The organism is Streptomyces colwelliae (assembly GCF_048158785.1).
GTDB lineage: Bacteria > Actinomycetota > Actinomycetes > Streptomycetales > Streptomycetaceae > Streptomyces.
In genome coordinates, this window is record NZ_JBLTJC010000066.1 from 1 (window position 1) to 26829 (window position 26829).

The 26829-nt window shown below is 69.6% G+C and carries 29 protein-coding genes, 4 tRNA genes and 1 pseudogene; 28 read left to right on the forward strand and 6 right to left on the reverse strand.

All coding sequences use genetic code 11. The annotated features are described in order from the left end of the window. The 10 genes and pseudogenes from ACNFOC_RS16220 to ACNFOC_RS16265 form a co-directional block, all read left to right on the forward strand. Nucleotides 1–481, forward strand: a pseudogene (locus ACNFOC_RS16220) (hypothetical protein); the annotation flags it as partial. Further along, a complete protein-coding gene (locus ACNFOC_RS16225; protein ID WP_416959826.1) occupies nt 478–1284 on the forward strand; it encodes an NADH-quinone oxidoreductase subunit J family protein in 807 nt (268 codons plus the stop codon). The pseudogene ACNFOC_RS16220 and the gene ACNFOC_RS16225, both read left to right, overlap by 4 nt. Continuing rightward, the gene (nuoK, locus tag ACNFOC_RS16230; protein ID WP_416959827.1) at nt 1284–1727 is read left to right on the forward strand and encodes an NADH-quinone oxidoreductase subunit NuoK; all 444 of its coding nucleotides are present in this window, start codon (nt 1284–1286) and stop codon (nt 1725–1727) included. Before ACNFOC_RS16225 ends, nuoK begins: the two co-directional genes overlap by 1 nt. Further along, nucleotides 1724–3718, forward strand: coding sequence for an NADH-quinone oxidoreductase subunit 5 family protein (locus tag ACNFOC_RS16235; RefSeq protein WP_416959828.1), 1995 nt, complete (start codon nt 1724–1726; stop codon nt 3716–3718). The genes nuoK and ACNFOC_RS16235 overlap by 4 nt, the downstream gene beginning before the upstream one ends. A 6-nt stretch (nt 3719–3724) precedes the next feature. Then, nucleotides 3725–5299: a complex I subunit 4 family protein gene (locus tag ACNFOC_RS16240; RefSeq protein ID WP_416959829.1), complete on the forward strand. Its 1575-nt coding sequence runs from the start codon at nt 3725–3727 to the stop codon at nt 5297–5299. Then, nucleotides 5296–6819, forward strand: coding sequence for an NADH-quinone oxidoreductase subunit N (locus ACNFOC_RS16245; RefSeq protein ID WP_416959830.1), 1524 nt, complete (start codon nt 5296–5298; stop codon nt 6817–6819). The genes ACNFOC_RS16240 and ACNFOC_RS16245 overlap by 4 nt, the downstream gene beginning before the upstream one ends. Before the next feature lie 190 nt (nt 6820–7009). Next, the gene (gene htpX / locus ACNFOC_RS16250; protein WP_416959831.1) at nt 7010–7873 is read left to right on the forward strand and encodes a zinc metalloprotease HtpX; all 864 of its coding nucleotides are present in this window, start codon (nt 7010–7012) and stop codon (nt 7871–7873) included. Beyond that, on the forward strand, nt 7870–8262 hold the full coding sequence (locus ACNFOC_RS16255) for a YccF domain-containing protein (protein WP_033282558.1): 393 nt from the start codon (nt 7870–7872) through the stop codon (nt 8260–8262). Before htpX ends, ACNFOC_RS16255 begins: the two co-directional genes overlap by 4 nt. A 176-nt stretch (nt 8263–8438) precedes the next feature. Continuing rightward, nucleotides 8439–9005, forward strand: a complete 567-nt coding sequence (locus ACNFOC_RS16260) for an SMI1/KNR4 family protein (RefSeq protein WP_416959832.1) — start codon at nt 8439–8441, stop codon at nt 9003–9005. A 255-nt stretch (nt 9006–9260) separates the two neighbouring features. Beyond that, nucleotides 9261–9527 (forward strand): GlsB/YeaQ/YmgE family stress response membrane protein, encoded by a 267-nt coding sequence (locus ACNFOC_RS16265; protein WP_019061143.1) that lies wholly within the window; start codon nt 9261–9263, stop codon nt 9525–9527. A 110-nt stretch (nt 9528–9637) separates the two neighbouring features. On the opposite strand, the gene ACNFOC_RS16270 is transcribed toward ACNFOC_RS16265, so the two are convergent. Then, nucleotides 9638–10126: a YajQ family cyclic di-GMP-binding protein gene (locus tag ACNFOC_RS16270; protein ID WP_033282561.1), complete on the reverse strand. Its 489-nt coding sequence runs from the start codon at nt 10124–10126 to the stop codon at nt 9638–9640. Between the two features lie 234 nt (nt 10127–10360). Here ACNFOC_RS16270 and ACNFOC_RS16275 point away from each other — a divergent pair. The 3 genes from ACNFOC_RS16275 (at nt 10361) to ACNFOC_RS16285 (ending at nt 11739) form a co-directional block, all read left to right on the forward strand. Continuing rightward, nucleotides 10361–10442: transfer RNA gene (locus tag ACNFOC_RS16275), tRNA-Tyr, on the forward strand. A gap of 225 nt (nt 10443–10667) precedes the next feature. Further along, nucleotides 10668–11480: a polysaccharide lyase family 7 protein gene (locus ACNFOC_RS16280; RefSeq protein ID WP_416959833.1), complete on the forward strand. Its 813-nt coding sequence runs from the start codon at nt 10668–10670 to the stop codon at nt 11478–11480. Between the two features lie 46 nt (nt 11481–11526). Then, the gene (locus tag ACNFOC_RS16285) at nt 11527–11739 is read left to right on the forward strand and encodes a hypothetical protein (RefSeq protein ID WP_026150157.1); all 213 of its coding nucleotides are present in this window, start codon (nt 11527–11529) and stop codon (nt 11737–11739) included. 45 nt (nt 11740–11784) lie between these two features. Here ACNFOC_RS16285 and ACNFOC_RS16290 read toward each other — a convergent pair whose 3' ends face one another. Then, on the reverse strand, nt 11785–12441 hold the full coding sequence (locus ACNFOC_RS16290; protein WP_416959834.1) for an NAD(P)H-binding protein: 657 nt from the start codon (nt 12439–12441) through the stop codon (nt 11785–11787). Between the two features lie 143 nt (nt 12442–12584). Further along, nucleotides 12585–13853 carry an amidohydrolase family protein gene (locus ACNFOC_RS16295; RefSeq protein ID WP_416959835.1) on the reverse strand — a complete coding sequence of 423 codons (1269 nt, stop codon included), beginning with the start codon at nt 13851–13853 and terminating at the stop codon, nt 12585–12587. 253 nt (nt 13854–14106) lie between these two features. Between ACNFOC_RS16295 and ACNFOC_RS16300 the strand changes: the two genes are divergently transcribed. From ACNFOC_RS16300 to ACNFOC_RS16335, 8 genes are all read left to right on the forward strand, one after another. Beyond that, nucleotides 14107–14179, forward strand: a tRNA-Thr gene (locus ACNFOC_RS16300). 46 nt (nt 14180–14225) lie between these two features. After that, nucleotides 14226–14298 (forward strand) — tRNA-Met (locus tag ACNFOC_RS16305). 88 nt (nt 14299–14386) lie between these two features. Next, entirely contained in the window at nt 14387–14551 is a 165-nt protein-coding gene (gene rpmG, locus ACNFOC_RS16310; RefSeq protein WP_003948671.1) for a 50S ribosomal protein L33, read from the forward strand. A 95-nt stretch (nt 14552–14646) separates the two neighbouring features. Next, nucleotides 14647–15099 (forward strand): FAS1-like dehydratase domain-containing protein, encoded by a 453-nt coding sequence (locus tag ACNFOC_RS16315; RefSeq protein WP_384881469.1) that lies wholly within the window; start codon nt 14647–14649, stop codon nt 15097–15099. Nucleotide 15100: 1 nt separating this feature from the next. Continuing rightward, nucleotides 15101–15529, forward strand: coding sequence for a MaoC family dehydratase (locus tag ACNFOC_RS16320; RefSeq protein ID WP_416959836.1), 429 nt, complete (start codon nt 15101–15103; stop codon nt 15527–15529). A 204-nt stretch (nt 15530–15733) separates the two neighbouring features. After that, a complete protein-coding gene (locus tag ACNFOC_RS16325; RefSeq protein ID WP_416959837.1) occupies nt 15734–16306 on the forward strand; it encodes a TetR/AcrR family transcriptional regulator in 573 nt (190 codons plus the stop codon). A gap of 94 nt (nt 16307–16400) precedes the next feature. Continuing rightward, nucleotides 16401–17882, forward strand: a complete 1482-nt coding sequence (locus tag ACNFOC_RS16330) for a DHA2 family efflux MFS transporter permease subunit (RefSeq protein WP_416959838.1) — start codon at nt 16401–16403, stop codon at nt 17880–17882. Nucleotides 17883–18094: 212 nt separating this feature from the next. After that, nucleotides 18095–19150, forward strand: coding sequence for a UDP-N-acetylmuramate dehydrogenase (locus ACNFOC_RS16335; protein ID WP_416959839.1), 1056 nt, complete (start codon nt 18095–18097; stop codon nt 19148–19150). 19 nt (nt 19151–19169) lie between these two features. Here ACNFOC_RS16335 and ACNFOC_RS16340 read toward each other — a convergent pair whose 3' ends face one another. Next, nucleotides 19170–19802 (reverse strand): NAD(P)-dependent oxidoreductase, encoded by a 633-nt coding sequence (locus ACNFOC_RS16340; protein ID WP_416959840.1) that lies wholly within the window; start codon nt 19800–19802, stop codon nt 19170–19172. Nucleotides 19803–19927: 125 nt separating this feature from the next. Here ACNFOC_RS16340 and ACNFOC_RS16345 point away from each other — a divergent pair, with 125 nt between their 5' ends. After that, nucleotides 19928–20566, forward strand: coding sequence for a TetR/AcrR family transcriptional regulator (locus tag ACNFOC_RS16345; RefSeq protein WP_416959841.1), 639 nt, complete (start codon nt 19928–19930; stop codon nt 20564–20566). 30 nt (nt 20567–20596) lie between these two features. After that, nucleotides 20597–21262 carry a hypothetical protein gene (locus tag ACNFOC_RS16350; protein ID WP_416959842.1) on the forward strand — a complete coding sequence of 222 codons (666 nt, stop codon included), beginning with the start codon at nt 20597–20599 and terminating at the stop codon, nt 21260–21262. Here the strand turns inward: ACNFOC_RS16350 and ACNFOC_RS16355 are convergent. Then, nucleotides 21243–22283, reverse strand: coding sequence for an adenosine deaminase (locus ACNFOC_RS16355; protein ID WP_416959843.1), 1041 nt, complete (start codon nt 22281–22283; stop codon nt 21243–21245). The genes ACNFOC_RS16350 and ACNFOC_RS16355 overlap by 20 nt on opposite strands. A 129-nt stretch (nt 22284–22412) precedes the next feature. After that, the gene (locus tag ACNFOC_RS16360; RefSeq protein ID WP_406123260.1) at nt 22413–23639 is read right to left on the reverse strand and encodes a pyridoxal phosphate-dependent aminotransferase; all 1227 of its coding nucleotides are present in this window, start codon (nt 23637–23639) and stop codon (nt 22413–22415) included. Nucleotides 23640–23898: 259 nt separating this feature from the next. Here ACNFOC_RS16360 and ACNFOC_RS16365 point away from each other — a divergent pair. From ACNFOC_RS16365 to rplA, 5 genes are all read left to right on the forward strand, one after another. Next, nucleotides 23899–23971 (forward strand) — tRNA-Trp (locus ACNFOC_RS16365). Between the two features lie 113 nt (nt 23972–24084). Beyond that, on the forward strand, nt 24085–24372 hold the full coding sequence (secE, locus tag ACNFOC_RS16370; RefSeq protein ID WP_019055477.1) for a preprotein translocase subunit SecE: 288 nt from the start codon (nt 24085–24087) through the stop codon (nt 24370–24372). 77 nt (nt 24373–24449) lie between these two features. Next, nucleotides 24450–25307 carry a transcription termination/antitermination protein NusG gene (nusG, locus tag ACNFOC_RS16375; RefSeq protein ID WP_033279975.1) on the forward strand — a complete coding sequence of 286 codons (858 nt, stop codon included), beginning with the start codon at nt 24450–24452 and terminating at the stop codon, nt 25305–25307. Between the two features lie 231 nt (nt 25308–25538). Next, a complete protein-coding gene (rplK, locus tag ACNFOC_RS16380) occupies nt 25539–25973 on the forward strand; it encodes a 50S ribosomal protein L11 (protein WP_020132675.1) in 435 nt (144 codons plus the stop codon). 79 nt (nt 25974–26052) lie between these two features. Then, entirely contained in the window at nt 26053–26778 is a 726-nt protein-coding gene (gene rplA / locus ACNFOC_RS16385) for a 50S ribosomal protein L1 (protein WP_416959844.1), read from the forward strand. The last annotated feature ends 51 nt before the right edge of the window (nt 26779–26829 follow it).

Below are 26829 nucleotides of genomic sequence, written 5' to 3' on the forward strand. Positions count from 1 at the left end.
GTACTCGTTGCTGAGGCACCTCCCCGAGGAGCCCAGACGTGAAACGACGCAGAACGACCCTGCTCGCCGCCACGGCCCTCCTCGCGGCCGCGCTCACCGCCCTGCCGGCGCCGAGGAACCCAAGGAGATCGCCGCCGCCCACAAGACCGCCGAGAAGCTGGCGGCGACTCAGGCGACTCAGACGGCACAGGCCGCGGAAGCCGCAGCCACCGCAGAGGCCACGCAAGCCGCAGAGGTCACCGAGACAACCGCGCAGACCAGGCCCGCAGCGGTCACGGAGACCGCACAGACCAACCCCGCGGCCACCGAGGCTCCGCGGACCAGCCCCGCAGAAGCCACCGAAGCTGCCACGGCTGAGCCCGCCGAGCCCGCCGATCCCACGGAGCCCGCAGAGGTCACCAAAGCCGCGAAGCCCGAGCCCAGCGAGCCCCCGCAGACCGACCCCGTCGACCCCACCGAGCCGCCGGAGGGACAGTCGTGACCCTCGCCGAAACAGTCACCGTTACGGTCAACGCCACGGCAACAGTCGCCGCCCCCCACACCCAGGGCTTCCTGTCCCCGACCGGCGTCGAGATCGCCTTCCTCCTCGTCGGCCTGGTCACCTTCGGCGCCGCCCTCGTCACCGTCACCACCAAGCAGCTGGTGCACGCCGCCCTGTGGCTCGTGGTGACCCTCGGTGGTCTCGCCGTCGAATACCTCCTCCTCACCGCCGAGTTCATCGCCTGGGTGCAGGTCCTCATCTATGTCGGTTCCGTCGTCGTCCTCCTTCTCTTCGGTCTGATGCTCACCAAGGCCCCCATCGGCCGCTCCCCGGACGCCGACTCCGGCAACCGCTGGGCCGCCCTCGCCGTGGCCGTCGCCGCCGCGGCGGCCCTGGTCTGGGTCGTCGTCGACGCCTTCCGCGCGACCTGGATGGACCTGGACGGTCCGGCCGCCGGCTCGACCGCGGTGACCGGCGCGAGCCTGTTCCAGAACTGGGTCCTCCCCTTCGAGGCCCTCTCCGTCCTTCTCCTCGCGGCACTGGTCGGCGCGATCGTCCTGTCCCGCAAGACGAAGTCGGAGCTGAGCTCTCCCCCTGTGAACTCCCGGGGTGCGACCGGTAGTTCCCCATCCGTCCCGGATTCCCGTAATCACACGTTCAGGCGAAATAGCCGGTCTCAAGACAACGATCCGACCCAGCGAAACCTGACCGAGCAGAACAACGGGCCTGAGCAGAACACCGAGGCCAAGGAGAACAACGGGACCGGACAGAACAACACGACCGAGCAGAAGGGAGCCCGCTGATGCACCTCGTCTATCCCGCCGTGCTCGCCGCCCTCCTCTTCTGCACCGGCATCTACGGCGTCCTCGCCCGCCGCAACGCGATCCTCGTCCTGATGTCGGTCGAGCTGATGCTCAACGCCGTCAACCTGAACCTGGTCGCCTTCGACGTCTGGCTCAGCCGGACCGCCGAGGAGAAGCTGCACTCCGGCCAGGCACTGACCCTGTTCACCATCGCCATCGCCGCCGCCGAGATCGGCATCGGCCTCGCGATCGTCCTCGCCGTCTACCGCGGCCGCGGCACCTCGGACATCGACAAGCTCCGCGACACCGCCGAGGGCCACGAAACCGACGGCCCCGACGGAACCCGCGGCCCAGACGGAACCCCCGGTTCCGACAATCCCGGCGATCCGGACGGCAACGGCACCGAGCCCCCCGCGGCCGAGAAGGCTGAGGCCACCGCGTGACCACGACCACCCTCGCCGTCCTCGTCCCCCTCCTCCCGTTCCTGGGCGCCGCGGCCGGCCTGCTCCTGGGCCGCACCGCCCCAGGCTTCGTCCGCCCGCTCGCCGTACTGCCGTCGCTCGCCGCACTCGCGCTGGCCGCGATCGTCGCCGTACGCCAGGGCGGCGACGCGGCCATCGACTCCGCCACCGAACTCACGCCCACCGGCTCGGTCCCCGTCGAACTCGCCCTGCACATCGACGGCTTCGCCGCCCTCGTCGCCGTCCTGGTCGCCTTCGTCGCCACCTGTGTGCAGATCTACTCGACGGGCTACCTGCGCGACGACCCGCGCTACCCCTCGTACGCCGCCCTCGTCTCCCTCTTCACCTCCGCGATGCTCCTGGTCGTCTACTCCGGCGACCTGATCGTGCTGCTGGTCGGCTGGGAGGTCATGGGCATCTGCTCCTACTTCCTCGTCGGCCACTACTGGGAGACCCCGGAGGCCCGCGCCGCCTCCATCAAGGCCTTCCTCGTCACCAAACTCGGTGATGTCCCCTTCCTGATCGGCCTGTTCGCGCTCGCCACCGACGCCGAGTCCTTCCGCATCACCAAGATCCTGAGCACCGTCACGAGCGGCGGGCTGCACCACCCGACGCTGATCGCCCTGCTGCTCCTGGCCGGTGTGGCGGGCAAGTCGGCGCAGTTCCCGCTGCACACCTGGCTCCCCGACGCGATGGCGGGCCCGACCCCCGTCTCCGCGCTGATCCACGCCGCGACGATGGTCGCCGCCGGTGTCTACTTCGTCGCCCGTCTCCTCCCGGTCTTCGAGGCCTCCTCGGCCGCGATGGTCGTCCTCGCCGTCATGGCCGCCGTGACGATGGCCGGTTCGGGCCTCGCCGCGCTCGCCCAGGACGACATCAAACGCGTCCTCGCGTACTCGACGATCGGCCAACTCGGCTACATGACCGGCGCCCTCGCCGTCGGTGACCGCGGTGCCGCCGTCTTCCACCTCCTGTCCCACGGCGCCTTCAAGGCGCTGCTCTTCCTCGCGGCCGGCGTGATCATCCACGCCTCCGGCACCAACTCCCTGGCCGCCATGTCCCGCATGGGCAACCTGCGCGCCCGTGTCCCCGACGCCTTCTGGACGATGACCGTGGCGCTCCTCGCGCTCGCCGCGATCCCGCCGTTCAGCGGCTTCTTCTCCAAGGAGTCCGTCCTCGGCGCCGCCGAACATGCGGCCACCGGAGACACCGCGCACATCCCCAGTGCGGCGGGCTGGATCGTCCTCGCAGCCGGTCTGCTCGCCGCCCTGCTCACCGCCGCGTACGCGACGCGCCTGTGGCTGCTCGCCTTCCACGGACGGGGAGTCGAGGCCCCCGACCACGGCAGGCAGCCCGTGGCGATGAACGCCGTGCTGTGGGTGCTCGCCGTCCCGTCCCTCGCCCTCGGCGGGCTTGCCTACCGCGTGCTCCCCGGCTGGTTCGACGGCCACGACCTGACCCCGACACTCACCACCTCGGTGCTGGGCACGGGCGTCGCCCTCGTCGGCGGCATCGTCACCTACGGCGCCTGGCGCCAGACCACCGCGCTCGCGGCCCGCGCACCGTTGGGTGCGGTCGCGGCCCACCCGGAGGGCGACGCCGGACTCGTCGAGGCCGAGGCCATCGCGAGCCACACACCCGCCTACGGAGACGTGGCGTCGGCAGCCGATCCGGCGGACCCGGGCCGCCTCCTGCTCGGCCCGCTGCACCGCCACGCGGCCACCGGCTTCCACCTGGACGCCGTGTACGCGGCCCTGTTCGTCCGCCCGGTGATGGCGGCGGCGAGTCTCGTCCGGTTCCTCGACCGCGAGGTCGTCGACACCTACGTACGCGGCGCGGGCACCCTGCCCCGCCTGCTCGGAGCCGCCGTACGGCGCGCCCAGACCGGCAATATGCAGACCTATGTGAGCGCGCTGCTCGCCGGCACCGTCGTCCTGACGGTCGCCGTCCTCCTCGTCGCCACGGGAGCGTGAGCAGGCGTGATCGATATCAACGAGTCCGTGATGCAGGTCCTTCTGGCGTTCATCGTCGTCGGCCCGCTCCTCGGCGCCGTCACCGCTCTGCTACCGGCCCCGCCCGGACTGAAGGGAAAGTCGCCCGAGCAGGCCGTACTACGGCACGGCGTCACCGTGACCGGCGTGATCCTCATCGCCGCGATCGTCCTCGCGCTCGGCTTCGACCACGACCATCCGTCGAAGATGCAGGCCACGACCGACATCAGCTGGATCCCCGCACTCGACGTGCGCATCCACCTCGGCATCGACGGCATCTCCCTCCCCCTCCTGGTCCTGACCGCGCTGCTGACCTTCCTCTGCGCGCTCTACTCCTACTTCAAGATGCCTTCGGGCCCGTCCCCGAAGGCATTCATCGCCCTGATCCTCGTCCTGGAGTCCGGCACCCTCGCCACCTTCGCCGTCCTCGACCTGATCCTCTTCTTCCTCGCCTTCGAGACCGTCCTGATCCCGATGTACTTCCTCATCGCCCGCTGGGGCGGTGCCCAACGGACCCAGGCCGCCTGGAAGTTCATCCTCTTCACACTGCTCGGCTCCGTCGTCATGCTGCTCGGCCTGCTCCTGATCGGAATCAAGGCGGGCACATTCGACATGGTGGCACTCGCCACTGACAACGGCCGGTCGCTGACCACATCCGTGCAGGTCATCGCCGTTCTGGCGATCGGGATCGGGCTCGCGGTGAAGACCCCGATGTGGCCCCTGCACAGCTGGCTGCCCGACGCCCACACCGCCGCCCCGACCGTCGGCTCGGTCCTGCTGGCCGGCGTGATGCTGAAGATGGGCACGTACGGGTTCGTCCGCATCCTGCTGCCGATCGCCCCCGACGGCATGCACACCTTCGCGCCCTACCTCGCCGCCTTCGCCGTCGTCGGGATCATCTACGGCTCCCTGGCCTGCCTCGCCCTCGCGAAACAGGGCGCGAAGGGCGACCTCAAGCGCCTCATCGCCTATTCCTCCGTCGGCCACATGGGCTTCGTCCTGCTCGGCATCTCGACGATGACCCCGACCGGCGTGAACGGCGCCCTGTTCGCCAACATCGCCCACGGCCTCATCACCGGCCTGCTCTTCTTCCTCGTCGGCGCTCTCAAGGACCGCACGGGCACCACCGACCTCGACACCCTCGCCGAGGAGACCGGCGCCGCCCTCTACGGCAAGGCACCCCGCCTCGGCGGCCTCCTCGCGTTCGCCGCCGTCGCCTCGCTCGGACTGCCCGGACTCGCCGGATTCTGGGGCGAGATGCTCGCGCTGTTCGGCGCGTTCAAACCCGCCGCCGACCTCAGCCGCCCCGCCTTCCTCACCTTCATGGCGATCGCGGCCTTCGGCACCCTGCTGACCGCCGCGTACATGCTCGCCGTGGTCCGCCGCGTCTGCATGGGCGCAGTGGCGCAGGAAGCGCCGAAACTCGCGGACGTCCAGACGTACGAGTTCGCCGCCTGGACCCCGCTCGTCGCCCTCACCGTCGCAGCCGGCCTGTGGCCGAAGGCACTCCTCGGCCTGACCGACCCGGCCGTGCAGCAGCTCCTCTCAGGAGGCACCCGATGAGCGCCCTGGCCCAGCCTCTCGCGGAGTCGACGGTCCAGTCCGTCGACTGGCTCGCGATCGCACCGCCCACCATCACGGCGGTCGTAGGCCTGGTGGTCCTCGTCGCCGACCTGTTCCTCCAGGAGGCCAGAAAAGCGCTCCTGGGCTGGTTGTCGGTCGCGGGCCTGGCCGCCTCGGCCCTGATGCTGCTGCCCCTCCTGGACGGCGACCGCGCCACCTTCTGCCTCACCGGCGACGCGACAGCCTGCAGCTATACGGCGGACCGCTTCACCCTGGTCATCCAGTTCCTGGTCCTCGGCGGCGCCCTGTTGGCTGCCCTCCTGTCGATCACCACCCTGAAGGACGCCGACAAGGGACTCCCCGAAGGGGAGTACTGGTTCCTGCTGCTGTCCTCCGCGGCAGGCGCCGCCCTCCTGCCCGCCTCCCGCGACCTCGCGACCCTGATCGTCGCCCTGGAGGTCGCCTCCCTGCCCGCCTTCGCGCTCGTCGGCATCCGGCACGGCGACAAGAAGTCCGCCGAAGCGGCCCTCAAGTTCTTCCTGTCCTCGGTCACCGCGACCGCGGTCAGCCTGATGGGCGTCAGCTTCGTCTACGCCACCACGGGCACCCTGTACCTCACCCGGATCGCCGACCGCATCCAGCACGTCGACGGCCAGTTCCACACCCTCGCCCAGACCGGCGTCGCCCTCACCCTCATCGGCTTCGCCTTCAAGACGGCCGCCGTCCCCTTCCACTTCTGGGTACCCGACACCTACGTAGGGGCGCCCCTCCCGATCGCCGCCTACTTGTCGGTCGTCGGCAAGGCGGTCGGCTTCTCCGGCCTCATCCTCGTCACCGTCGTCGCCTTCCCGTCGTACGCCGACGTGTGGGGCCCGGCACTCGCCGCACTGGCCGCCCTCACCATGACGGTCGGCAACCTGGGCGCCCTGCGCCAACAGGCCACGCGCGCGTACAGCGCGGTCCGGCTGCTCGCCTGGTCCTCCGTCGGCCAGGCCGGCTATCTCCTCGTACCGATCGCCGCCGCCGCGTACTCCAAGGACGCCCAGAAGTCGATCGGCTCCACCGTGGCCTACGCCCTCATGTACGCCGCCGTGAACCTCGGCGCCTTCGCGGTGGCCGCCCTGGTGGGCCGTAGCAGAGCCCTCAACCGCATCAGCGACTACCGCGGCCTGTACGCCTCGAACCCGCTGGCGGCCCTGCTCCTGGCCTTCTTCCTGCTGTGCCTCGCCGGGCTGCCGCCGGGCGTCATCGGGCTCTTCGCCAAGGTCACCGTCTTCTCGGCGGCCGTCGACGCGGGCCTGGGCTGGCTCGCGGTCGTCATGGCCGTCAACGTGGTGATCGGGCTCTTCTACTACCTCCAGTGGACGGCCCTGCTGTTCCGTGCCCCGGAGGGCGAACACGGCAAGCACCGCGTCCCCGCCCCCCTCACCGCCGCACTCGCCCTCACCGGCGCACTCGGAATCGCCCTCTCCGGAGCACCCCAGTTGGTCCTGCGCTTCGCCGGCACCGGACTCTTCTGAGCCACCGGCACATACCACCGTCCTCACCCGGACGGCCCACGCCCGGCGCCGCACGCACAAGGGAACTAGTGCCTCCCGCCTGGCGTTGACCAGTACGGGAGGGTCCACTGGACGTGACACCACGACACCGGTGGCAAACAGAGATCAGCAAGCAAAGGGTTCCCCTGCTGCACGACTTGGAGGGCGTACCGTGCACCGCCGGCACAACGGGCTCAGGACCGCAGTTCTCCTCGGGGGACTGTCCGCACTCATCATCGTCATCGGCAGCTTCTTCGGCCGCATGGGGCTCGTCGTAGCGGTCGTGATCGCGCTGGGCACGAACGCGTACGCGTACTGGAACAGCGACAAACTGGCGCTACGCGCGATGCGCGCCCGCCCGGTGAGCGAGTTCGAGGCCCCGGCCCTGTACCGGATGGTCCGCGACCTCTCCACCCAGGCCCGCCAGCCCATGCCGCGCCTGTACATCTCGCCCACGGAGGCCCCCAACGCCTTCGCGACGGGCCGCAACCCGCGCAACGCCGCCGTGTGCTGCACGGAAGGCATCCTGCGCATCCTGGACGAGCGCGAGCTGCGCGGAGTCATCGGCCATGAACTCAGCCATGTCTACAACCGGGACATCCTGATCTCGTCGGTCGCCGGCGCCCTCGCCTCGGTGATCATGTTCCTGGTCAACTTCGCCTGGCTGATCCCGATCGGCCGCTCGAACGACGACGACGGCCCCGGCATCCTGGGCATGCTGCTGATCATGATCCTGGGCCCCCTCGCGGCCAGCGTCATCCAGTTGGCCATCAGCCGCTCCAGGGAGTACGAGGCGGACGCGTCCGGCGCCCAGCTCACCGGAGACCCCCTCGCCCTCGCGAGCGCGCTGCGCAAGCTCGACGCCGGCACCAAGCAGCTTCCGCTGCCCCCGGAGCCCCGCATCGAGACCGCGAGCCACATGATGATCGCGAACCCCTTCCGCCCGGGCCAGGGACTCTCCAAGATGTTCTCGACACACCCGCCGATGGCGGAGCGCATCGCCCGGCTCGAGAAAATGGCAGGTCGCCCCCAGTGAAAACCATCCTGAACGTCATCTGGCTCGTCCTGAGCGGCTTCTGGCTGTTCCTCGGGTACCTGCTCGCCGGCGCGCTGCTGTGCATCACCATCATCGGCATCCCGTTCGGCATCGCCGCGTTCCGTATCGGCGTCTACGCCCTGTGGCCCTTCGGGTACACGACGGTCGAGCGCCGGGACGCGGGCGCCCCCTCCTGCGTCGGCAACGTCCTGTGGCTGGTCCTCGCGGGCTGGTGGCTGGCCCTCGCCCACATCGTCACCGGCATCGCCATGTGCATCACGATCATCGGCATCCCCTTCGGCATCGCCAACTTCAAGCTGATCCCGGTCTCGCTGTTCCCCCTGGGCCGTGAAATCGTGCCTACGGACCAGCCGTTCGCCACCCGCTGACGAAGGGCAGGGGCCCTACGCGGGAGACGTACGAACTGCTCGGCTGCACACCCGAGGTCGAACCGCGAACAGGCCGACGCCGGCCGACCCACGGCTCACGACCGGCAGGTTTTCCACAACCTCCGGGTTGTCCACAGGCCGGCCCGATTGTCAGTGGCGCGCGGCACCATGAAGCCATGACCGAGAACGAGCAGCAACTGCTGACACGGGTGGCCGCCGAGGCCCGCAACACCCGCCCGTGGGGCTGGACTTCACTCCCCGCCCCCGTGGACGAGGCCACGGTGACCCGTGCCGAGGCCGCCCTGGGCTTCCGCCTGCCCCCGCTGCTCGCCGCGCTCTACACACGCATCGGAGACGGCGGATTCGGCCCGGAGTACGGCCTGCTGCCCCTCCTCGACAACCCGCCGGCCGGCGAGCCCGCCGCCGTCACGCAGTACCTCGCCAACCGCGCGAGCGGACACCAGGATCCCGACTGGCCCTGGCCCGAGGGCATCCTGCCGATATCCCACTGGGGCTGCGCGATGTACGCGTGCGTGGACTGCCGTTCCCCGCAGGCCACGGTCCTCCTCTACGAGCCGAACGCCGACGAGGCCGACCACGCGTGGTATGTCGACGCGCCCAGCCTCACCGACTGGCTGCGCTCCTGGCTCGACGGCACGGGCTGGTACGAGGACCACGAAGGCGGCGCCGAACCGACACCGTGGACCAACTTCCGCATACGCACGACAGCACAGGCATCCTGAGCGGTTCGGGCTAGGGCTAGAGCGCGAGCTCGGATTCGGACCCGGACCCGGGTTCCCGCTCCGGCAGTGATCACCACCACGGCGCCACGCCACCGATGCCTGCAACCACCACACGGATCCGTGACGTCCTGTTCATCGACACGGCGGAACATGCAGCGACAGGCCGTGCGCAAGGACCTACGAACACAGCCTGTCCGAGCGGAATTCACAGCTCCGGATCAGTGCAAGCACAGCGTGAGAGGGCAGGTTCACGGCATGGGCATCATCAGCTGGATCATCCTGGGACTGTTGGCCGGAGCCATCGCCAAATTCCTGCTGCCGGGCCGCGACCCGGGCGGCTTCATCGGTACGACCATCATCGGTGTCGCGGGCGCGTTCATCGGCGGCTGGATCTCGGCCCGTTGGCTGGACCACCCGGTCGCGAAGAACTTCTACGACGGCGCCACCTGGGCCTCGGCGATAGGCGGCGCGCTCGTCCTCCTGATCGCCTACCGCATCCTGTTCGGCAACTCGCGCAACTAGGACGGGTCCTAGCGCGCCCCCGTGCCGCAGCCGGCAGGCGAGAAGGGTGGGCACCGACGGGTGCCCACCCTCCCTCGTACCCGCGCGCGGCGGACGCGCGAAGCGTGGTTCTACCGGTAGTTCACGAACTGCAGCGCGAAGTCGAAGTCCTTGCCCTTGAGCAGGGCCTGCACGGCCTGGAGGTCGTCACGGCTCTTCGAGCTGACCCGCAGTTCGTCGCCCTGCACCTGGGCCTTCACGCCCTTGGGGCCCTCGTCACGAATGATCTTCGCCACCTTCTTCGCGTTGTCCTGGGAGATGCCCTCCTCGATCGACGCGAAGATCTTGTACTCCTTGCCGGAGAGCTGCGGCTCACCGGCGTCCAGCGCCTTCAGCGAGATGCCGCGCTTGATCAGCTTGGACTGGAAGACGTCGAGGATCGCCTTGACCCGCTCCTCGGAGTTCGCCTCCATGAGGATCTTCTCGGCGGACCATGCGATCGAGGCACCCACGCCCTTGAAGTCGTAGCGCTGCGAGATCTCCTTGGCGGCCTGGTTGAGGGCGTTGTCGACCTCCTGCCGCTCGACCTTCGAGACGATGTCGAAACTGGAGTCGGCCATGTCCTGTGGCTCCTTGTATCGGGGTGCGTATCGATGCGTGTCACTGCGTATCGGCGTGCTTCGGGGCAGCCGCCGAGCCCGGTGTAGGCCCCGGGCCGCATCCGCATAAGCGTAGCCACCCCCTCCCCTCCGAGCGCCGGTCAATCGGGTGGCGAAGCACCCCTGGGCATCGGGTATCGTTTACGTCGTTGCCACGGAGCACCGCCGAAAAGCGGTTCGAGCGGCAACATCCCCGGCGGTGTGCCCGAGTGGCCAAAGGGAGCAGACTGTAAATCTGCCGGCTTAGCCTACCCAGGTTCGAACCCTGGCGCCGCCACATGATCGAAGGGTCTGTGATCAGCAGCAATGCTGATCACAGACCCTTTCGTCGTTCCTGGAGCCTTCTGCCGCGGCGTCCCCCACCCCGCCACCAGTCTTGACGTGCCCGTGCCACGGTCCTACTGTCGCGACACCGCGTTCATGTTGAAACACAAAGTTCATCTATGTGAACACGTGGGCGCGCGCCAACCGAGTCCACAGAGCAGACAGGAAGGCACCCCCCATGCGCATGCGTACGCTGCTCACCTCTCTGGCCACCGTCGTCGCCGTCACCGGCGGCCTCGCCCTCACCGCGCCCGCCGCGTCGGGCAGTACCGGCGCCGCCGACGTCGTCGCCTCACCCCTGGCGGACCCGTCCGTCGCGCCCGGCGGGAACTTCGACCTGGGGGTGTGGCAGCTCCAGGAGCCGGTCGGTTCCCCCGGCTCGCCCACGACGATCTCGTCGTCGCGGCTCCAGGGGGCCAACGGGTTCCAGGACTCGTACTTCTACACGGACACCCGCGACGGAGCGATGACCTTCTGGGCGCCGGAGAAGGGCGTCACCACCCCCAACTCGAACTACGCCCGCTCCGAACTGCGCGAGATGAACCGCAGCGGCAGCGCCGCCAACTGGTCGCTCAGCGGCACCCACACGATGAAGGCGACGCTACGGGTCGTGTCCGTCACGTCGAACGTCTGCGTCGGCCAGATCCACCTCGGCACCGGAGGCACGTCCACCAAGCCGCTGCTGGAGCTGTACTACCGGTCGAGCGGCGACATCGTCCTCGGCACGGAGAACTCGCCCGCCGGCGGCCAGACCCTGCACACCGTCGGCAACGTGTCGGTCGGCAAGACGTGGAGCTACACGATCGGCGTCTCGGGCGGGAACACCATCAACCTGACGGTCAACGGGAGCACCACGCACTACGCCATCCCGTCGTCGTTCAACGCCTACAAGCAGTACTTCAAGGCCGGTTCGTACAACCAGTCGTCCTCCGACAGCACCACCAAGGGCGCCCGGGTCGCCTTCTACGGCCTCACCGTCGCCCACAGCTGAGCGAGCCCGACAGTCGATGCGGCCTGCGGCGGGGCAGACTGATCCCATGTCGTCACGCCGCAGAAGCTGCCCCGAGTGCCGTCGTGAAATCGCCGTCGTGGCCGGCCGATTCGCGCGGCACGACCCGCCCGGCGCGCGGGAGAGCGGCGACCTCGTGTCGTGCCCCGGGTCCCGCCGCCAGGCGGAACTCGGGGCGGCCCAGCCCGCGTTGGACGGGTACGTGGTCCCGGAGTTCCCCGGCCAGATGCCACTCTTCTGAACGGCGGCCCACCCCGCCGCCGGGGAACCCCAGTTGCTCAGCTCCTCAGTTCCCCGCCACCGACTTCACCGCCACCGACACCGGCGCGGACCCACCGATCAGTTCCAGCGTCAGACCGGCCGTCGCCGGCGTCTCCACCAACTCCGCGAGTACGGCGGCCACATCGTCGCGCGAGATCGAGCCGAGACCCGTGTGGGCCTCCAGCCGGACCAGCCCGGTGCCGGCGTCGTTCGTGAGCGAACCGGGGCGCAGGATCGTCCAGTCCAGGGCGTCCAGACCGCGTACGTACGCGTCGGCCTCGCCCTTGGCCCGCAGATACACGTCGAAGACACCGTCCCCGGAATGCGTCGGATCCGCGCCCATCGAGGACACGACGACATGGCGCCGTACGCCCGCCAGGACCGCCGCGTCGGCGAACAGCACCGCCGAACCCCGGTCCACCGTGTCCTTGCGGGCCGTGCCGCTGTTCGGGCCCGCGCCCGCCGCGAAGACCGCCGCGTCCGCGCCCCGCAGATGGGCCGCGACCTCCTCGACCGAGGCCGACTCCAGGTCGAGCAGCAGCGGTTCGGCGCCGGCCGACCGTAGATCGTCGCTCTGCTCGGCGTTGCGGATGATGCCCGCGACCTCTTCACCGCGCGCGGCGAGCAGGCGCTCCAGCCGCAACGCGATCTGACCATGACCTCCAGCGATGACAATGCGCATGCCTTCGACCGTACGCCCGGACGGCCGCACGCGCCGCACGACTTCAGCCGCGTCCCAGCGGCGCACACCCACGCCGTACGCGCCGGGCGCGCGGACCCGAGCCGCAGCGCCTCAGGCGTACGCCCCGGCGCGGCGACAGCCGCTCACGACAACTCGCCCCGTCCCTGCCGGGGCAGCCCCAACTCCGAGCCCGCCGCCGTGTTGCAGTACTCCCGCACCGCGCTCGTCCGTGCCACCATGCGCCCCCGGTGCACCACGATCCGGCTGTACGCCAGCGACAGCGCGCCCGCGAGCCGGTCGCCGCGCACCGCGAGCAGTTCGGCCGGAAATCCCGCCTCGACCCGTACCTCGGGCAGGCCGAGTGCCGCGCGTGCCGACGAACTCACCGTGTCGTAGGCGTCCTCGGGCCGCATCCCGTGGCGGGAGGCCAGCAGGTAGGCCGCCTCCAGAGGGTCCCCGCGGCCCACCGGGTTGGACACGTCCCGCAGGGCGCCGCTGCCCGCGGCCACATGCACACCGGCGGTGCGCAGCAGTCGTACGGGAGCCGTGCCCCGGCGGTCGACGCCGCCGCAGCCGCCCTGCGGCAGGCAGACCACCGTCACGCCGGTCGCGGCCAGTTGGTCCGCGATCCGCGTGACCGTGTCCGCGGGCAGCCGTCCCAGGCCGCCGCACGGGCCGAGCGTCACCCCGGGGCGCATCCCGCCCGCGACCGCCGCCAGCCGGGCCAGGCGGGTCGGGTCGGCGGCGTCCGTGTGCAGGTCGACCGGGCAGCCGTGCTCGGACGCGACCTCCAGCACGGCCTCCACGTACCCCGTCGGATCAGGGTCCAGATCTGGACAACCGCCCACTACGGAGGCACCCATTTTCACCGCGTCCCGCAGCATCGCGAGCCCGTCCGCCCCCGCCACCCCGGTCAGCAGCCGGGGCATCGCCACCGCCGTCAACTCCGCCAGCCCCCGCAGCGCCCGCCGCGCCTGCAGTACGGCGGCAAGTGCGCTCAGCCCCTGGACGTCCCCCACGCGCACGTGTGCCCGCTGCGCCGTCGCCCCGTGCCCGAGTTGCAGCAGCGCCGCCTCCGTCGCGCGGCGCTGGACGTCCTCGGGGTCGTAGGAGACCGGTCCGCCGTTCTCCGCCGACAGAGCGGTGTCACTGTGCGTGTGCGGCTCGGCCGGGGCCGGGAGGAGGAGATAGCCACTGAGGTCCACGCGCGCGCCGCACGCGCGCGTGGCGTCCGTCGCCAGGCTGCCGGCCGTGCCGACCGCCTCGATCCGCCCGCCGCCCAGCCGTACGTCCACGGTCCGGCCGTCGGTCAGCCGGGCCCCGCACAGCAGGAGCGCGGCCGGGTCGGCCGGTCCCGACGAGCCTGAGGAACCCGACGACGAGTGGGACGGCTGGGGCTGGCTGTCGGGCATCGCGCTCCAGGGGCTCGGGGCTGCGGGGCTCAGGGCTCGGGGCTGCGCAAAGGGGCGCAAGATCACGCAGAGTGAGTCGAGCCTAGGGCGGTGATCCGCTCACGGCCGGGAGGAGCGCAATAGTCGTACCGGTGTGGTCCCCCGTACGGGAGAGGCTCCTGAGGCCTCTGGGAGGGCCTTGGAAGGGGCTGAAGCGGTGCCGCGAAACGGATTTGGGCGAACGGTCGCCGAGCGTGTAATGTCTTCATCGCTCGCCCCAATAGCTCAGTCGGTAGAGCGTCTCCATGGTAAGGAGAAGGTCTACGGTTCGATTCCGTATTGGGGCTCTGGTGTGAAAGGTTCCCGTCGCAAGATGGGAACTGATCGCATCACAGCGGTGTAGCTCAGTCGGTAGAGCAAGCGGCTCATAATCGCTGTGTCACCGGTTCAAGTCCGGTCACCGCTACTGACAGTAGCCGATTGCGGGGTCGGTCCTTCGATCGGCTACTCTGTTATGCGTTCATAGTCCCATCCGTTCGTCAAGGAGCACTCCTGTGGCTGCCACCGACGTCCGCCCGAAGATCACGCTGGCCTGCGTGGAGTGCAAGGAGCGGAACTACATCACCAAGAAGAACCGGCGTAACAACCCGGACCGACTGGAGATGAAGAAGCACTGCCCGCGTTGCAATGCGCACACCGCGCACCGCGAAACGCGATAAGAATCAGGCTCGTACACGAGGCCGTCCCCGAAGTACTGGGGGCGGCCTCGCGTCGTTCTTCACCCGGCAGCAGGAACATCAGGAGGTACCGGGCCATGGCGCTCGACCAGTCCTTCGTGGGGCGGACCTACCCGCCCACCGACCCCTACGAGGTGGGCCGGGAGAAGATCCGTGAGTTCGCGGAGGCGGTGGGGGACACCAACCCGGCGTACACGGACCCGGAGGCCGCCAAGGCGCTCGGCCACCCCGATGTGATCGCCCCGCCGACCTTCGTCTTCTCCATCACGTTCAAGGCCGCGGGACAGGTCGTCCAGGACCCGCAGCTCGGCCTCGACTACAGCCGCGTCGTGCACGGCGACCAGAAGTTCGTCTACGTCCGCCCCGTGCGCGCCGGCGACCGGCTCACGGTCACCTCCACGATCGAGGCGATCAAGTCGATGGCGGGCAACGACATCCTGGACATCCGCGGCGAGGTCCACGACGAGGCCGGCGAGCACGTCGTGACCGCCTGGACCAAGCTCGTGGCCCGCGCGGCGGAGGAGAACTGACATGACGGCGAAGATCGCGTACGACGACGTCGAGGTCGGCACCGAGCTGCCGGCCCAGACCTTCCCCGTGACCCGCGCCGCCCTCGTCCAGTACGCGGGCGCCTCCGGGGACTTCAACCCGATCCACTGGAACGAGAAGTTCGCCAAGGAGGTCGGACTGCCGGACGTCATCGCGCACGGCATGTTCACCATGGCCGAGGCGATCCGCGTGGTCACCGACTGGACAGGCGACCCGGGCGCGGTCGCCGAGTACGGCGTCCGCTTCACCAAGCCCGTCGTCGTCCCGAACGACGACCAGGGCGCGACCGTCGAGGTCAGCGCGAAGGTCGCCGCCAAGTTCGACGACAACACGGTCCGCGTGGACCTGGTGGCGATGAGCGCCGGGCAGAAGGTGCTCGGGATGTCGCGGGCGGTCGTACGACTGGCGTGAGCTGAGGTAAGGGGCGTCCGCCAGTGTGGGCGCCCCTTACGTTGTGGGTCGGCCGGGCCGATTCGGTCACCGGCAGTGACGCCGTCCGGTATCGAGGCCGTCCCGCCTGTGCGTCGCGTCACAGCGCGGAACGGCGCGCCACTCCTGGAAGCCCGCCGCGCGCTACTCTTGACGTAGTTAGTGATTGAGTACTAACTTTCTCGCATGGTCAGGATGAGCGCAGAAGAGAGGCGCGAGAGCGTCGTCCGCGCGGCGATCGCCGAGTTCGCGCAGCGGGGGTACTACGGCACCTCCACCGAGGCGATCGCCAAGCGGGTCGGGGTCTCGCAGCCGTATCTCTTCCGGCTCTTCCCGGGCAAGAAGGCGATCTTCGCGGCGGCCTCGTTGCGATGCGTGGAGGACGTGTGCCGGGTCGCGGAGGAGGCGTCGAAGGGGCTGGAGGGCGAGGATGCCCTGCATGCCATGGCTGACGCCTACGTGCGGCTCATCACGGAGCATCCCGAGAAGCTCCAGATGCAGATGCAGACGTACATCACGGTGGCCGCCGCCGAGGCCGAGGGTGACCACGAGTTCGGCGAGGCCGTGCGGAAGGGCTGGATGAGGCTCTGGGACGTCGTGCATCTGCCGCTGGGGGCGGACATCGAGGAGACCACGACCTTCATGGCGTACGGAATGCTGATCAACACCCTGGTGGCCATGGGTTTTCCGCCCGAGCACCGGGTCTGGGAAGGGTTGTATCCGGAGGCCCGCGCCACTGGTCGGCTGGAGAAGTCGTAGTGGCTGGTAAGGGGCGGATTCTGCGCCTCTTCATGAGCGCAAAAGTTAGTCATCAATAACTAATCATCGGTAACAAGCACCCTCTGGGGGAGCGATGTCACAGTCAACCGCACGGCGCGGGGGAATGGTCTGGGCCCTCGTCATCACCAGCGTCGCCGGGTTCATGGCGGCGCTGGACAACCTCGTCGTCACCACCGCCCTGCCGTCCATCCGTGAGGACCTCGGGGGCGCGCTGGGCGACCTGGAATGGACCGTGAGCGCCTACACGCTCACCTTCGCCGTCCTGCTGATGTTCGGCGCGGCGCTCGGTGACCGGTTCGGCCGCCGCCGGCTCTTCCTCGTCGGCATCACCGTCTTCACCGTCGCCTCCGCCGCCGCGGCCATGGCGCCCGGCATCGAGTCCCTCATCGCGGCCCGCGCGGTGCAGGGTGTCGGCGCGGCGATCATGATGCCGCTGACACTGACCCTGCTGACGGCGGCCGTGCCCGTCGCCAAGCGCGGGATGGCGTACGGCATATGGGGCGCGGTGAACGGACTCGCCGTCGCCTCCGGACCCCTCATCGGCGGCAGCCTCACCGAGCACATCTCCTGGCACTGGATCTTCTGGCTGAACGTCCCGCTCGGCCTGGCCCTGCTGCCGCTCGCCCGACTGCGCCTCTCCGAGTCCCACGGCACCGGCGCCCCCCTCGACTTCCCCGGCACCCTGCTCGCCAGCGGCGGCCTCTTCGGGATCGTGTACGGCCTGGTCCGCGGGCCCGCCGACGGCTGGACCAGCTCGCTCGTCCTGACCGGGCTGTTCGCGGGGAGCGCGCTGTTCGCCGGCTTCATCATCTACAGCGTCAACGCCAAGAACCCCATGCTCCCGATGCGGCTGTTCCGCTCCCGCGCCTTCTCCGGGATCAACGCGGCGAGCCTGCTGATGTTCCTCGGGATGTTCGGTTCGATCTTCCTGCTCAGCCAGTACATGCAGGGCGTCCTCGGCTACTCGCCCACCGAGGCGGGCCTGCGGATGCTCCCCTGGACCGGCATGCCGATGCTCGTCGCCCCCATCGCGGGCATCCTCTCCGACCGCATCGGCGGCCGCCCGGTCGTCGCCGCGGGCCTCTTCCTCCAGGCGGCCGGACTCGGCTACATGTCCTACGTGGTCACCACCGACGTCTCCTACGGCGCTCAGCTGCCCGGCCTGATCCTCAGCGGCATCGGCATGGCCCTGTTCTTCGCGCCGGCCTCCAACCTGGTCATGTCCAGCGTCAGTCCGAAGGAGCAGGGCATCGCCTCCGGCGCCAACAACGCGCTCCGCGAGGTGGGCGGCGCCCTCGGCATCGCGATCATGGCATCGATCTTCTCGGCCCAGGGCGGCTACCAGACCGCACAGACCTTCGTCGACGGCCTGAAGCCCGCGCTGGTCACCGGGGCGGCGGTCGTCGCCCTCGCAGGAGTCGCGACGCTGCTCATCCCGACGAGGCGGCGGGCGGCGGAGCTTGCGGCGACGTCCGAATCGGCTGAGTCGGCGGGGGCTTCGGACCCGGCCGGGGCTTCCGAGTCCGACTCGGTACTGGAGAACGCCGGTCGCTGAGCCGGACACCCGGCACGCACGCGTGGGGCCCCGCCGTCGCCGGTGGGGCCTCACGCGTGTGTGTGTCCGGTTTCGGCGACGCGGTCCTACGGATGGATGCGGGGGCTCGCGGCGGATACGGCGCTGCCCGCCCCGCCCCGCTCCGCGCCGAAACCGAGGGTCACGCCCCACCACCCCCGGACTTGTCAGTCCCGTCTCGTAGTCTTGACCGCGTGCAGGAACTCCACGACGCCCCCCTCGCCCCCCTCACCACCTTCCGGCTGGGCGGTCCCGCGACCCGGTTGATCACCGCGGGCACCGACGCCGAGGTGATCGACGTCGTGCGTGAGACCGATGACGCCGGGACGCCGTTGCTGGTCATCGGAGGTGGGTCGAACCTCGTCATCGGGGACAAGGGGTTCAAGGGGACCGCCCTGCGTATCGCCACCCGTGGCTTCGAACTCGACGGCACGCGGCTGGAGTTGGCGGCCGGTGAGGTGTGGACCGACGCTGTCGCCCGCACCGTGGAGGCCGGTCTTGCCGGTGTGGAGTGCCTCGCCGGGATTCCCGGGTCGGCCGGTGCGACCCCGATCCAGAACGTGGGGGCGTACGGCCAGGAGGTCTCCGCCACGATCACCGAGGTGGTCGCCTACGACCGCACCACCCGCGAGACGGTCACCCTCACCAACGAGGAGTGCGCCTTCTCCTACCGGCACAGCCGGTTCAAGGCCGAGCCCGAGCGCTACGTCGTACTGCGCGTCCGCTTCGAACTGGAGGACGCGGACGGGCTGTCGGCGCCGGTGAAGTACGCCGAGACGGCCCGGGTCCTCGGAGTCGAGCCCGGTGACCGGGTGCCGCTCGCGCGGGCCCGCGAGACCGTTCTCGCGCTGCGCGCGGGCAAGGGCATGGTCCTGGACCCCGAGGACCACGACACCTGGTCGGCCGGTTCCTTCTTCACCAACCCGATCCTCACCGACGCGCAGTTCACCGCGTTCCACGCGCGCGTGGGGGAGCGTCTCGGAGAGGGTGTGGAGCCGCCCGCGTACCCGTCCGGGGAGGGCCGCACGAAGACCTCCGCCGCATGGCTGATCGACAAGGCCGGCTTCACCAAGGGGTACGGCAGCGGGCCCGCCCGTATCTCCACCAAGCACACCCTCGCCCTCACCAACCGCGGTGAGGCGACCACCGAGGACCTGCTCACCCTCGCGCGCGAGGTCGTCGCCGGAGTCCACGACACCTTCGGGATCACGCTCGTCAACGAACCGGTGACGGTCGGCGTCAGCCTCTGACGGCACCCTCCGGAGAGGCTCAATAGGCCACCCCCACCCCCTGCTTGACCGTCCGGGGATCCTCCGTCATCGCCAGCATCGCGTGCGCGACATCGGCCCGCGCGATGAACCGGCCCTTGTCCGGGAAACCGCCCACGACCGTGCGGTACGTGCCGGTCAGCGGCTTGTTCTGGAGGCGTGGCGGGCGGACGGTCGTCCAGTCCGTGGCGCTGGCGGCCAGGGCTGCCTCCATCTCCCGTAGATCGTCGTAGACGTCCTTCAGGAGGGCTGAGATCAGCCCGCGCGCGGTGCGGTCGACGAGCCCCGCGCCCTCCGGGTCCGGGCCGATCGGACCGGCGCTCACCACCAGCACCCGGCGCACGCCCTCCGCCTCCATGGCCGTCAGGACCGTGCGCGTGAGCCGGGTCGCGACCCCCGCGTCCTTGCGGCTGCGGGCGCCGAGCCCGGACAGGACCGCGTCCCGGCCCGCGACCGCCGGGCGCAGCGCCTCCGGGTCGCCGAGGTCCGCGCGGAACACCTCCAGGCCCGCGCCCCGCACGGTCAGCCGCGCCGGGTCCCGCACGACCGCCGTGACCTCGTGGCCCGAGGCGAGTGCCTGGCGGACGATCTCCTGGCCGATGCCTCCCGTGGCACCGAAGACAGTGAGTTTCATGGCCTACTCCTACGCCCGTCACGGGGTGGGTGAGTGTTCACTCACCCCTGCCTGCCTCTAGAGTGGGTAAGTACTCACCCACCCGTCAAGCCCCGAAGAGGCCGGCCATGGAATCCTTGGGCCCCATGCAGCAGAAACAGGCCGCGGAGCCCGCCGCGCAGAAACCCGCCCGGGTCCGCATCCTCGACGCCGCCCACGAGTTGATGCTCACCGTCGGCCTGGCCCGGGCGACCACCAAGGAGATCGCGAAGGCCGCGGGCTGCTCCGAAGCCGCGCTCTACAAGTACTTCGCGAGCAAGGAGGAGCTGTTCATCCGCGTCCTCACGGAACGGCTGCCCCGGCTGACCCCGCTGCTGAGCAGCCTCGCCGCCGAACCCGGACAGCACTCCCTGGAGGACAACCTCACCGAGATCGCCCGCCAGGCGGCCCTCTTCTACGAGCAGAGCTTCCCGATCGCGGCCTCCCTGTACGCCGAGACCCAGCTCAAGCGGCGCCACGACGAGGCGCTGCGGCAGCTCGGCTCGGGCCCCCACAAGCCGATCGAGGGCCTGGACGCCTATCTGCGCGCCGAACAGGCCGCGGGCCGCGTCCGCCCCGACGCGGACACCTTCGCGGCCGCGTCCCTCCTCCTGGGCGCCTGCGCACAGCGCGCGTTCGCCTACGAGGCGGCGGAGAACGGCGTACGACCGCCCGTGGACGACTTCGCGCCACGCCTGGCCCGGACGCTGCTGGGCGGAATCTCCGTTGCCGAGGACCCCTCCTGACCGCGACCCTTGTCCCATGAGGCACCCCAAATGGAGCTGAGACTCCGCCAGTTCAGACCCCGGATCGGTCCACACGAACACCGTGTCGTCCAGCCCGGACAACCCCTGCGCCACACCTCGCTGCGCGACCCGGCGCCGTTCGGGATGCTCATGGGCGACCACGACGGGCTGAACCGGCTGGCCGGCCTGTTCTCGTTCGCCGCGTACTCCCGGCACACCATCGTGCACATCCCGCTGCGCGAGAGCGTGCCGCCCGACGAGGGGTGCGGGGAACTGGTCGATCTGGTGCTGGCCCACTCGGAGGCGGGGCTACGGCCCTCCAAGTGGCCCGGGCTGCGGCGGTCGTTGGGGCGCGGTACGCCGCTCACCGTGCGCACGGACGAGGCCCGCACCGAGCGCCACGCGCGCGCGTGGGAGGAGCGGCGGTACGCCCGCGGGCGGTTGCGGCACACCACGCACGCGCGTACGTACTTCCTCATCGGCGACCGTGACGTCCTCGCCACCGCCGCCACCCACTTCGCCTACGCGGCCGGCTGGGGGCCGCGGGAGAAGCGGGTCGTCAAAGGGCACTCGGCGTATGTGACCTCCCTGAGCAGCGAACTGGCTCCCTACCCGCACGGCTCGCGCTGCCCCGAGGTCGCGATCTGTTTCAAGCCGTATCCGCCCTACGCGCACTTCAAGCGACCGGGGCACTGAGCCAGTCGTCGATGCCCGACAGGAGCTTGGTCTTCATGTCCTCCGGAGCCGCGGATCCCCGTACCGACTGCCGGGCCAGTTCGGCCAGTTCGCGGTCCGAGAAGGCGTGGTGGCGGCGGGCGATCTCGTACTGGGCCGCCAGCCGGGAGCCGAACAGGAGGGGATCGTCGGCACCGAGGGCCAGCGGGACGCCCGCTTCGAAGAGGGTCCTCAGAGGCACGTCCTCGGGCTTCTCGTAGACGCCCAGCGCCACGTTCGAGGCGGGGCAGACCTCGCAGGTGATGCCCCGGTCGGCGAGCCGCTTCAGCAGCCGCGGGTCCTCCGCCGCGCGCACCCCGTGGCCGATCCGGGTCGCGTGCAGATCGTCCAGGCAGTCCCGCACCGAGGCCGGGCCCGCCAGCTCGCCGCCGTGCGGGGCGGACAGCAGGCCGCCCTCCTGGGCGATCGCGAAGGCCCGGTCGAAGTCCCGTGCCATACCCCGGCGTTCGTCGTTCGAAAGGCCGAAACCGACCACACCCTTGTCCGCGTACCGCACCGCCAGCCGGGCCAGCGTGCGGGCGTCCAGGGGGTGCTTCATCCGGTTCGCGGCCACCAGCACCCGCATCCCGAGCCCGGTCTCGCGGGAGGTCGTCTCGACCGCGTCCAGGATGACCTCCAGCGCCGGGATCAGCCCGCCCAGGCGGGGTGCGTACGACGTCGGGTCCACCTGGATCTCCAGCCAGCCCGAGCCGTCCCTGACGTCCTCCTCGGCGGCCTCGCGGACCAGCCGCTGGATGTCCTCGGGTTCCCGCAGGCACGACCGCGCCGCGTCGTACAGCCGCTGGAAACGGAACCACCCCCGCTCGTCCGTCGCCCGCAGCTTCGGCGGCTCCCCGCTGGTCAGCGCCTCGGTCAGGGCGTCGGGCAGTCTTACGCCGTACTTGTCGGCGAGCTCCAGCACGGTGGTCGGCCGCATCGACCCGGTGAAGTGCAGGTGCAGATGGGCTTTCGGCAGTTCAGAGACATCACGTACACGCTCCATCTGGGAATCCTGCCGTACGTTCGCGCCGCGCCGGTACCACTTTCCTCGATCGTGGTCTTGCTCGCACAAAGCAACGGGCCGCCTCCCCGGAGGGAAACGGCCCGCACGCACGCGTAGAGGTACGAAAACTCAGTCCGTGGCCTCCGCCAGCAGCTTCTGGATACGGCTGACACCCTCGACGAGGTCCTCGTCACCCAGGGCGTACGACAGCCGCAGGTAACCGGGGGTCCCGAAGGCCTCGCCCGGGACGACCGCGACCTCGGCCTCCTCCAGGATCAGCGCGGCCAGCTCGACCGAGTCCTGCGGGCGCTTGCCGCGGATCTCCTTGCCGAGGAGCGCCTTGACCGACGGGTAGACGTAGAACGCGCCCTCCGGCTCCGGGCACAGCACCCCGTCGATCTCGTTCAGCATGTGCACGATCGTCTTACGGCGGCGGTCGAAGGCCTCGCCCATCTTCGCGACGGCGTCCAGGTTGCCGGAGACGGCGGCCAGCGCGGCGACCTGGGCCACGTTCGAGACGTTCGAGGTGGCGTGCGACTGGAGGTTGGTCGCGGCCTTGACGACGTCCTTCGGGCCGATGATCCAGCCCACCCGCCAGCCGGTCATCGCGTACGTCTTGGCGACGCCGTTGACCACGATGCACTTGTCGCGCAGCTCGGGGAGGATCGCGGGCAGCGAGGTGAACTTCGCGTCGCCGTAGACCAGGTGCTCGTAGATCTCGTCCGTCATGACCCACAGGCCGTGCTCGACGGCCCAGCGGCCGATCGCCTCGGCCTCGGCCTCGCTGTAGACGGCGCCGGTCGGGTTCGACGGCGAGACGAAGAGGACGACCTTGGTGTTCTCGGTGCGGGCCGCCTCCAACTGCTCGACCGAGACGCGGTATCCGGTCGTCTCGTCGGCGACGACGTCCACCGGGACACCGCCCGCGAGCCGGATCGACTCCGGGTACGTCGTCCAGTACGGCGCCGGGACGATGACTTCGTCGCCCGGGTCGAGGATCGCGGCGAAGGCCTCGTAGATGGCCTGCTTGCCGCCGTTGGTGACGAGGATCTGCGAGGCGTCCACCTCGTAGCCCGAGTCGCGCAGCGTCTTCGCGGCGATCGCGGCCTTCAGCTCCGGCAGACCGCCGGCCGGGGTGTAGCGGTGGTACTTGGGGTTCGAGCAGGCCTCGATGGCGGCCTGGACGACGTAGTCCGGGGTCGGGAAGTCCGGTTCACCCGCGCCGAAGCCGATCACCGGACGTCCGGCGGCCTTGAGGGCCTTTGCCTTGGCGTCCACGGCGAGGGTGGCGGACTCGGAGATCGCGCCGACTCGGGCGGAGACCCGGCGCTCGGTGGGAGGGGTTGAGGCGCTCATGGGCCCATCGTTTCAGACCGGAAACCCGCCCGGCACACCGGTTTCACAGACTGAACAGGATCGGGAAGGCATTGAACAACCGTCCGGATTCCCGCCCCGGCCTGGGCGATCTTCCTCCGGCAATCCCCGTACAGGCACTTTCTGTTCGACGACCGGCCCCGGAGCACGTACACTCCTAGCTCGTTGGCCTTCAACAGCCGCGCCCTACCAGGTGCACACCGAGCACCCGGGCGGATGCGGTACGTTGGGGACGTCACAAAGGGTCGTAGCTCAATTGGTAGAGCACCGGTCTCCAAAACCGGCGGTTGGGGGTTCAAGTCCCTCCGGCCCTGCTACACACACCTTCACCAGGATGTGTGCGCAGCGCATGTACGTACAGCAATGCACCGCCGTGCGGCTCAGACCGGGCGCGGCACGGCCACGACCCGGGAACAGGTGAGGATGAATGGCGGACGCCGTGGGCTCCATCGACATGCCTGATGCCCAGGACGAGGTGTCGGAGTCCAAGAAGAAGGCCCGCAAGGGCGGCAAGCGCGCCAAGAAGGGCCCGCTGAAGCGCCTCGGCATCTTCTACCGCCAGATCGTCGCGGAACTCCGCAAGGTCGTCTGGCCGACGCGCAACCAGCTGACGACGTACACGACGGTTGTCATCGTCTTCGTCGTCATCATGATCGGTCTGGTGACCGTGATTGACTATGGACTCAATCACGCCGCGAAATACGTCTTCGGCTGAGGCCGGAAGCGAAGGGCGCCCTGACCGGCGCCCCTTTCGCGTGTTCCACCCCCATGTATCCAGGAAGAAGCAGCCACGTGTCTGACCCGAACCTGAACGAGGCCGTCGAGCCGGACGAGTCCGTGGAAGACGAACTCGACATCGTCGAGGGCGCGGACGAGGAGCTGGACGAGGTCGAGGCTGCGGACGCCGACGCGGGCGAGCCGGCCGAGGAAGCCGCCGTGCACGTCGAGGACGAGGACGCGGAAGCGACCGAGGACCTCGACGACGAGGCCACGGCCGAGGACGACGAGGAAGAGGCCGAACCGGCCGAGCCCGTCGACCCCGTCGTCGCCCTGCGCGAAGAGCTGCGTCTCCTGCCCGGCGAGTGGTACGTCATCCACACGTACGCCGGTTACGAGAACCGCGTGAAGACCAACCTGGAGCAGCGCGCCGTCTCGCTGAACGTCGAGGACTACATCTTCGCGGCCGAGGTGCCGCAAGAAGAGGTCGTCCAGATCAAGAACGGCGACCGCAAGACCATCAAGCAGAACAAGCTCCCGGGCTACGTCCTGGTCCGCATGGACCTGACGAACGAGTCCTGGGGTGTCGTCCGCAACACCCCCGGCGTCACCGGCTTCGTGGGCAACGCGTACGACCCGTACCCGCTGACCCTGGACGAGATCGTCAAGATGCTCGCCCCGGAGGCCGAGGAGAAGGCCGCGCGTGAGGCCGCCGAGGCCGAGGGCAAGCCGGTTCCGCAGCGCAAGGTCGAGGTCCAGGTGCTGGACTTCGAGGTCGGCGACTCGGTCACCGTCACCGACGGTCCGTTCGCGACGCTGCAGGCCACGATCAACGAGATCAACGCCGACTCGAAGAAGGTCAAGGGTCTCGTCGAGATCTTCGGCCGCGAGACGCCGGTCGAGCTCTCCTTCGATCAGATTCAGAAGAACTAGCAGTACTTCGGCTGCGGGTGTGTGGGGGCTGGTCGTGCTCACGCGACGGTAGTCGCATATCGACGCAGCCCCGCGCCCCTGGGTGGGGCAGGTCAGGTGGGTTCCCAGTGAACCCCCTGACCTTTCTCGTTTTTGGTCGTGGCGTCTTACCCGCTATCGTTGTGCGGTATGCCTGCGTCCGGGTGATTCCCGGAGGTGGGCAGGACCCGAATCGAAAGGACCCGGAGAGCAATGCCTCCCAAGAAGAAGAAGGTCACGGGGCTCATCAAGCTCCAGATCAACGCCGGTGCGGCGAACCCGGCTCCGCCGGTCGGCCCCGCGCTCGGTCAGCACGGCGTCAACATCATGGAGTTCTGCAAGGCCTACAACGCGGCGACCGAGTCGCAGCGTGGCTGGGTGATCCCGGTGGAGATCACGGTCTACGAGGACCGCTCCTTCACCTTCATCACCAAGACTCCGCCGGCCGCGAAGATGATCCTCAAGGCCGCTGGTGTCGAGAAGGGCTCCGGCGAGCCGCACAAGACCAAGGTCGCCAAGATCACCGAGGCGCAGGTTCGTGAGATCGCCACGACCAAGCTTCCCGACCTGAACGCCAACGACCTGGACGCCGCGTCGAAGATCATCGCCGGCACCGCCCGTTCCATGGGCATCACGGTCGAGGGCTGACCTTCACCTCGTAGGAAAGACCGTGGCAGGGCCTGCTCGGCCCACACCACGACTCCTCAGAACACACACAGGAGCAGTAGTGAGCAAGCGCAGCAAGTCTCTCCGCGCTGCGGACGAGAAGATCGACCGGGACAAGCTCTACGCCCCGCTCGAGGCCGTCCGTCTCGCCAAGGAGACCTCCACCTCCAAGTTCGACGGCACCGTCGAGGTCGCCTTCCGCCTGGGTGTCGACCCGCGCAAGGCCGACCAGATGGTCCGTGGCACCGTGAACCTCCCGCACGGCACCGGTAAGACCGCCCGGGTCCTGGTCTTCGCGACCGGTGACCGTGCCGAGGCCGCGACCGCCGCGGGCGCCGACATCGTCGGTTCCGACGAACTCATCGACGAGGTGGCGAAGGGCCGGCTGGACTTCGACGCCGTCGTCGCCACCCCGGACCTCATGGGCAAGGTCGGCCGCCTGGGCCGCGTGCTCGGTCCCCGTGGTCTCATGCCGAACCCCAAGACCGGCACCGTGACGCCGGACGTGGTCAAGGCCGTCAACGAGATCAAGGGCGGCAAGATCGAGTTCCGCGTCGACAAGCACTCGAACCTGCACTTCATCATCGGCAAGTCGTCCTTCGACGACACCAAGCTGGTGGAGAACTACGGCGCGGCCCTGGACGAGATCCTCCGTCTGAAGCCGTCCGCCGCCAAGGGTCGTTACATCAAGAAGGCCGCGATCAGCACCACGATCGGCCCCGGCATTCCGATCGACCCGAACCGCACCCGTAACCTCCTCGTCGAGGAGGACCCGGCCGCCGTCTGAGCCCCGCGCTCACCGAGGTAGCCGCGTCAGGTACGCGTCAGCATGGGGCGA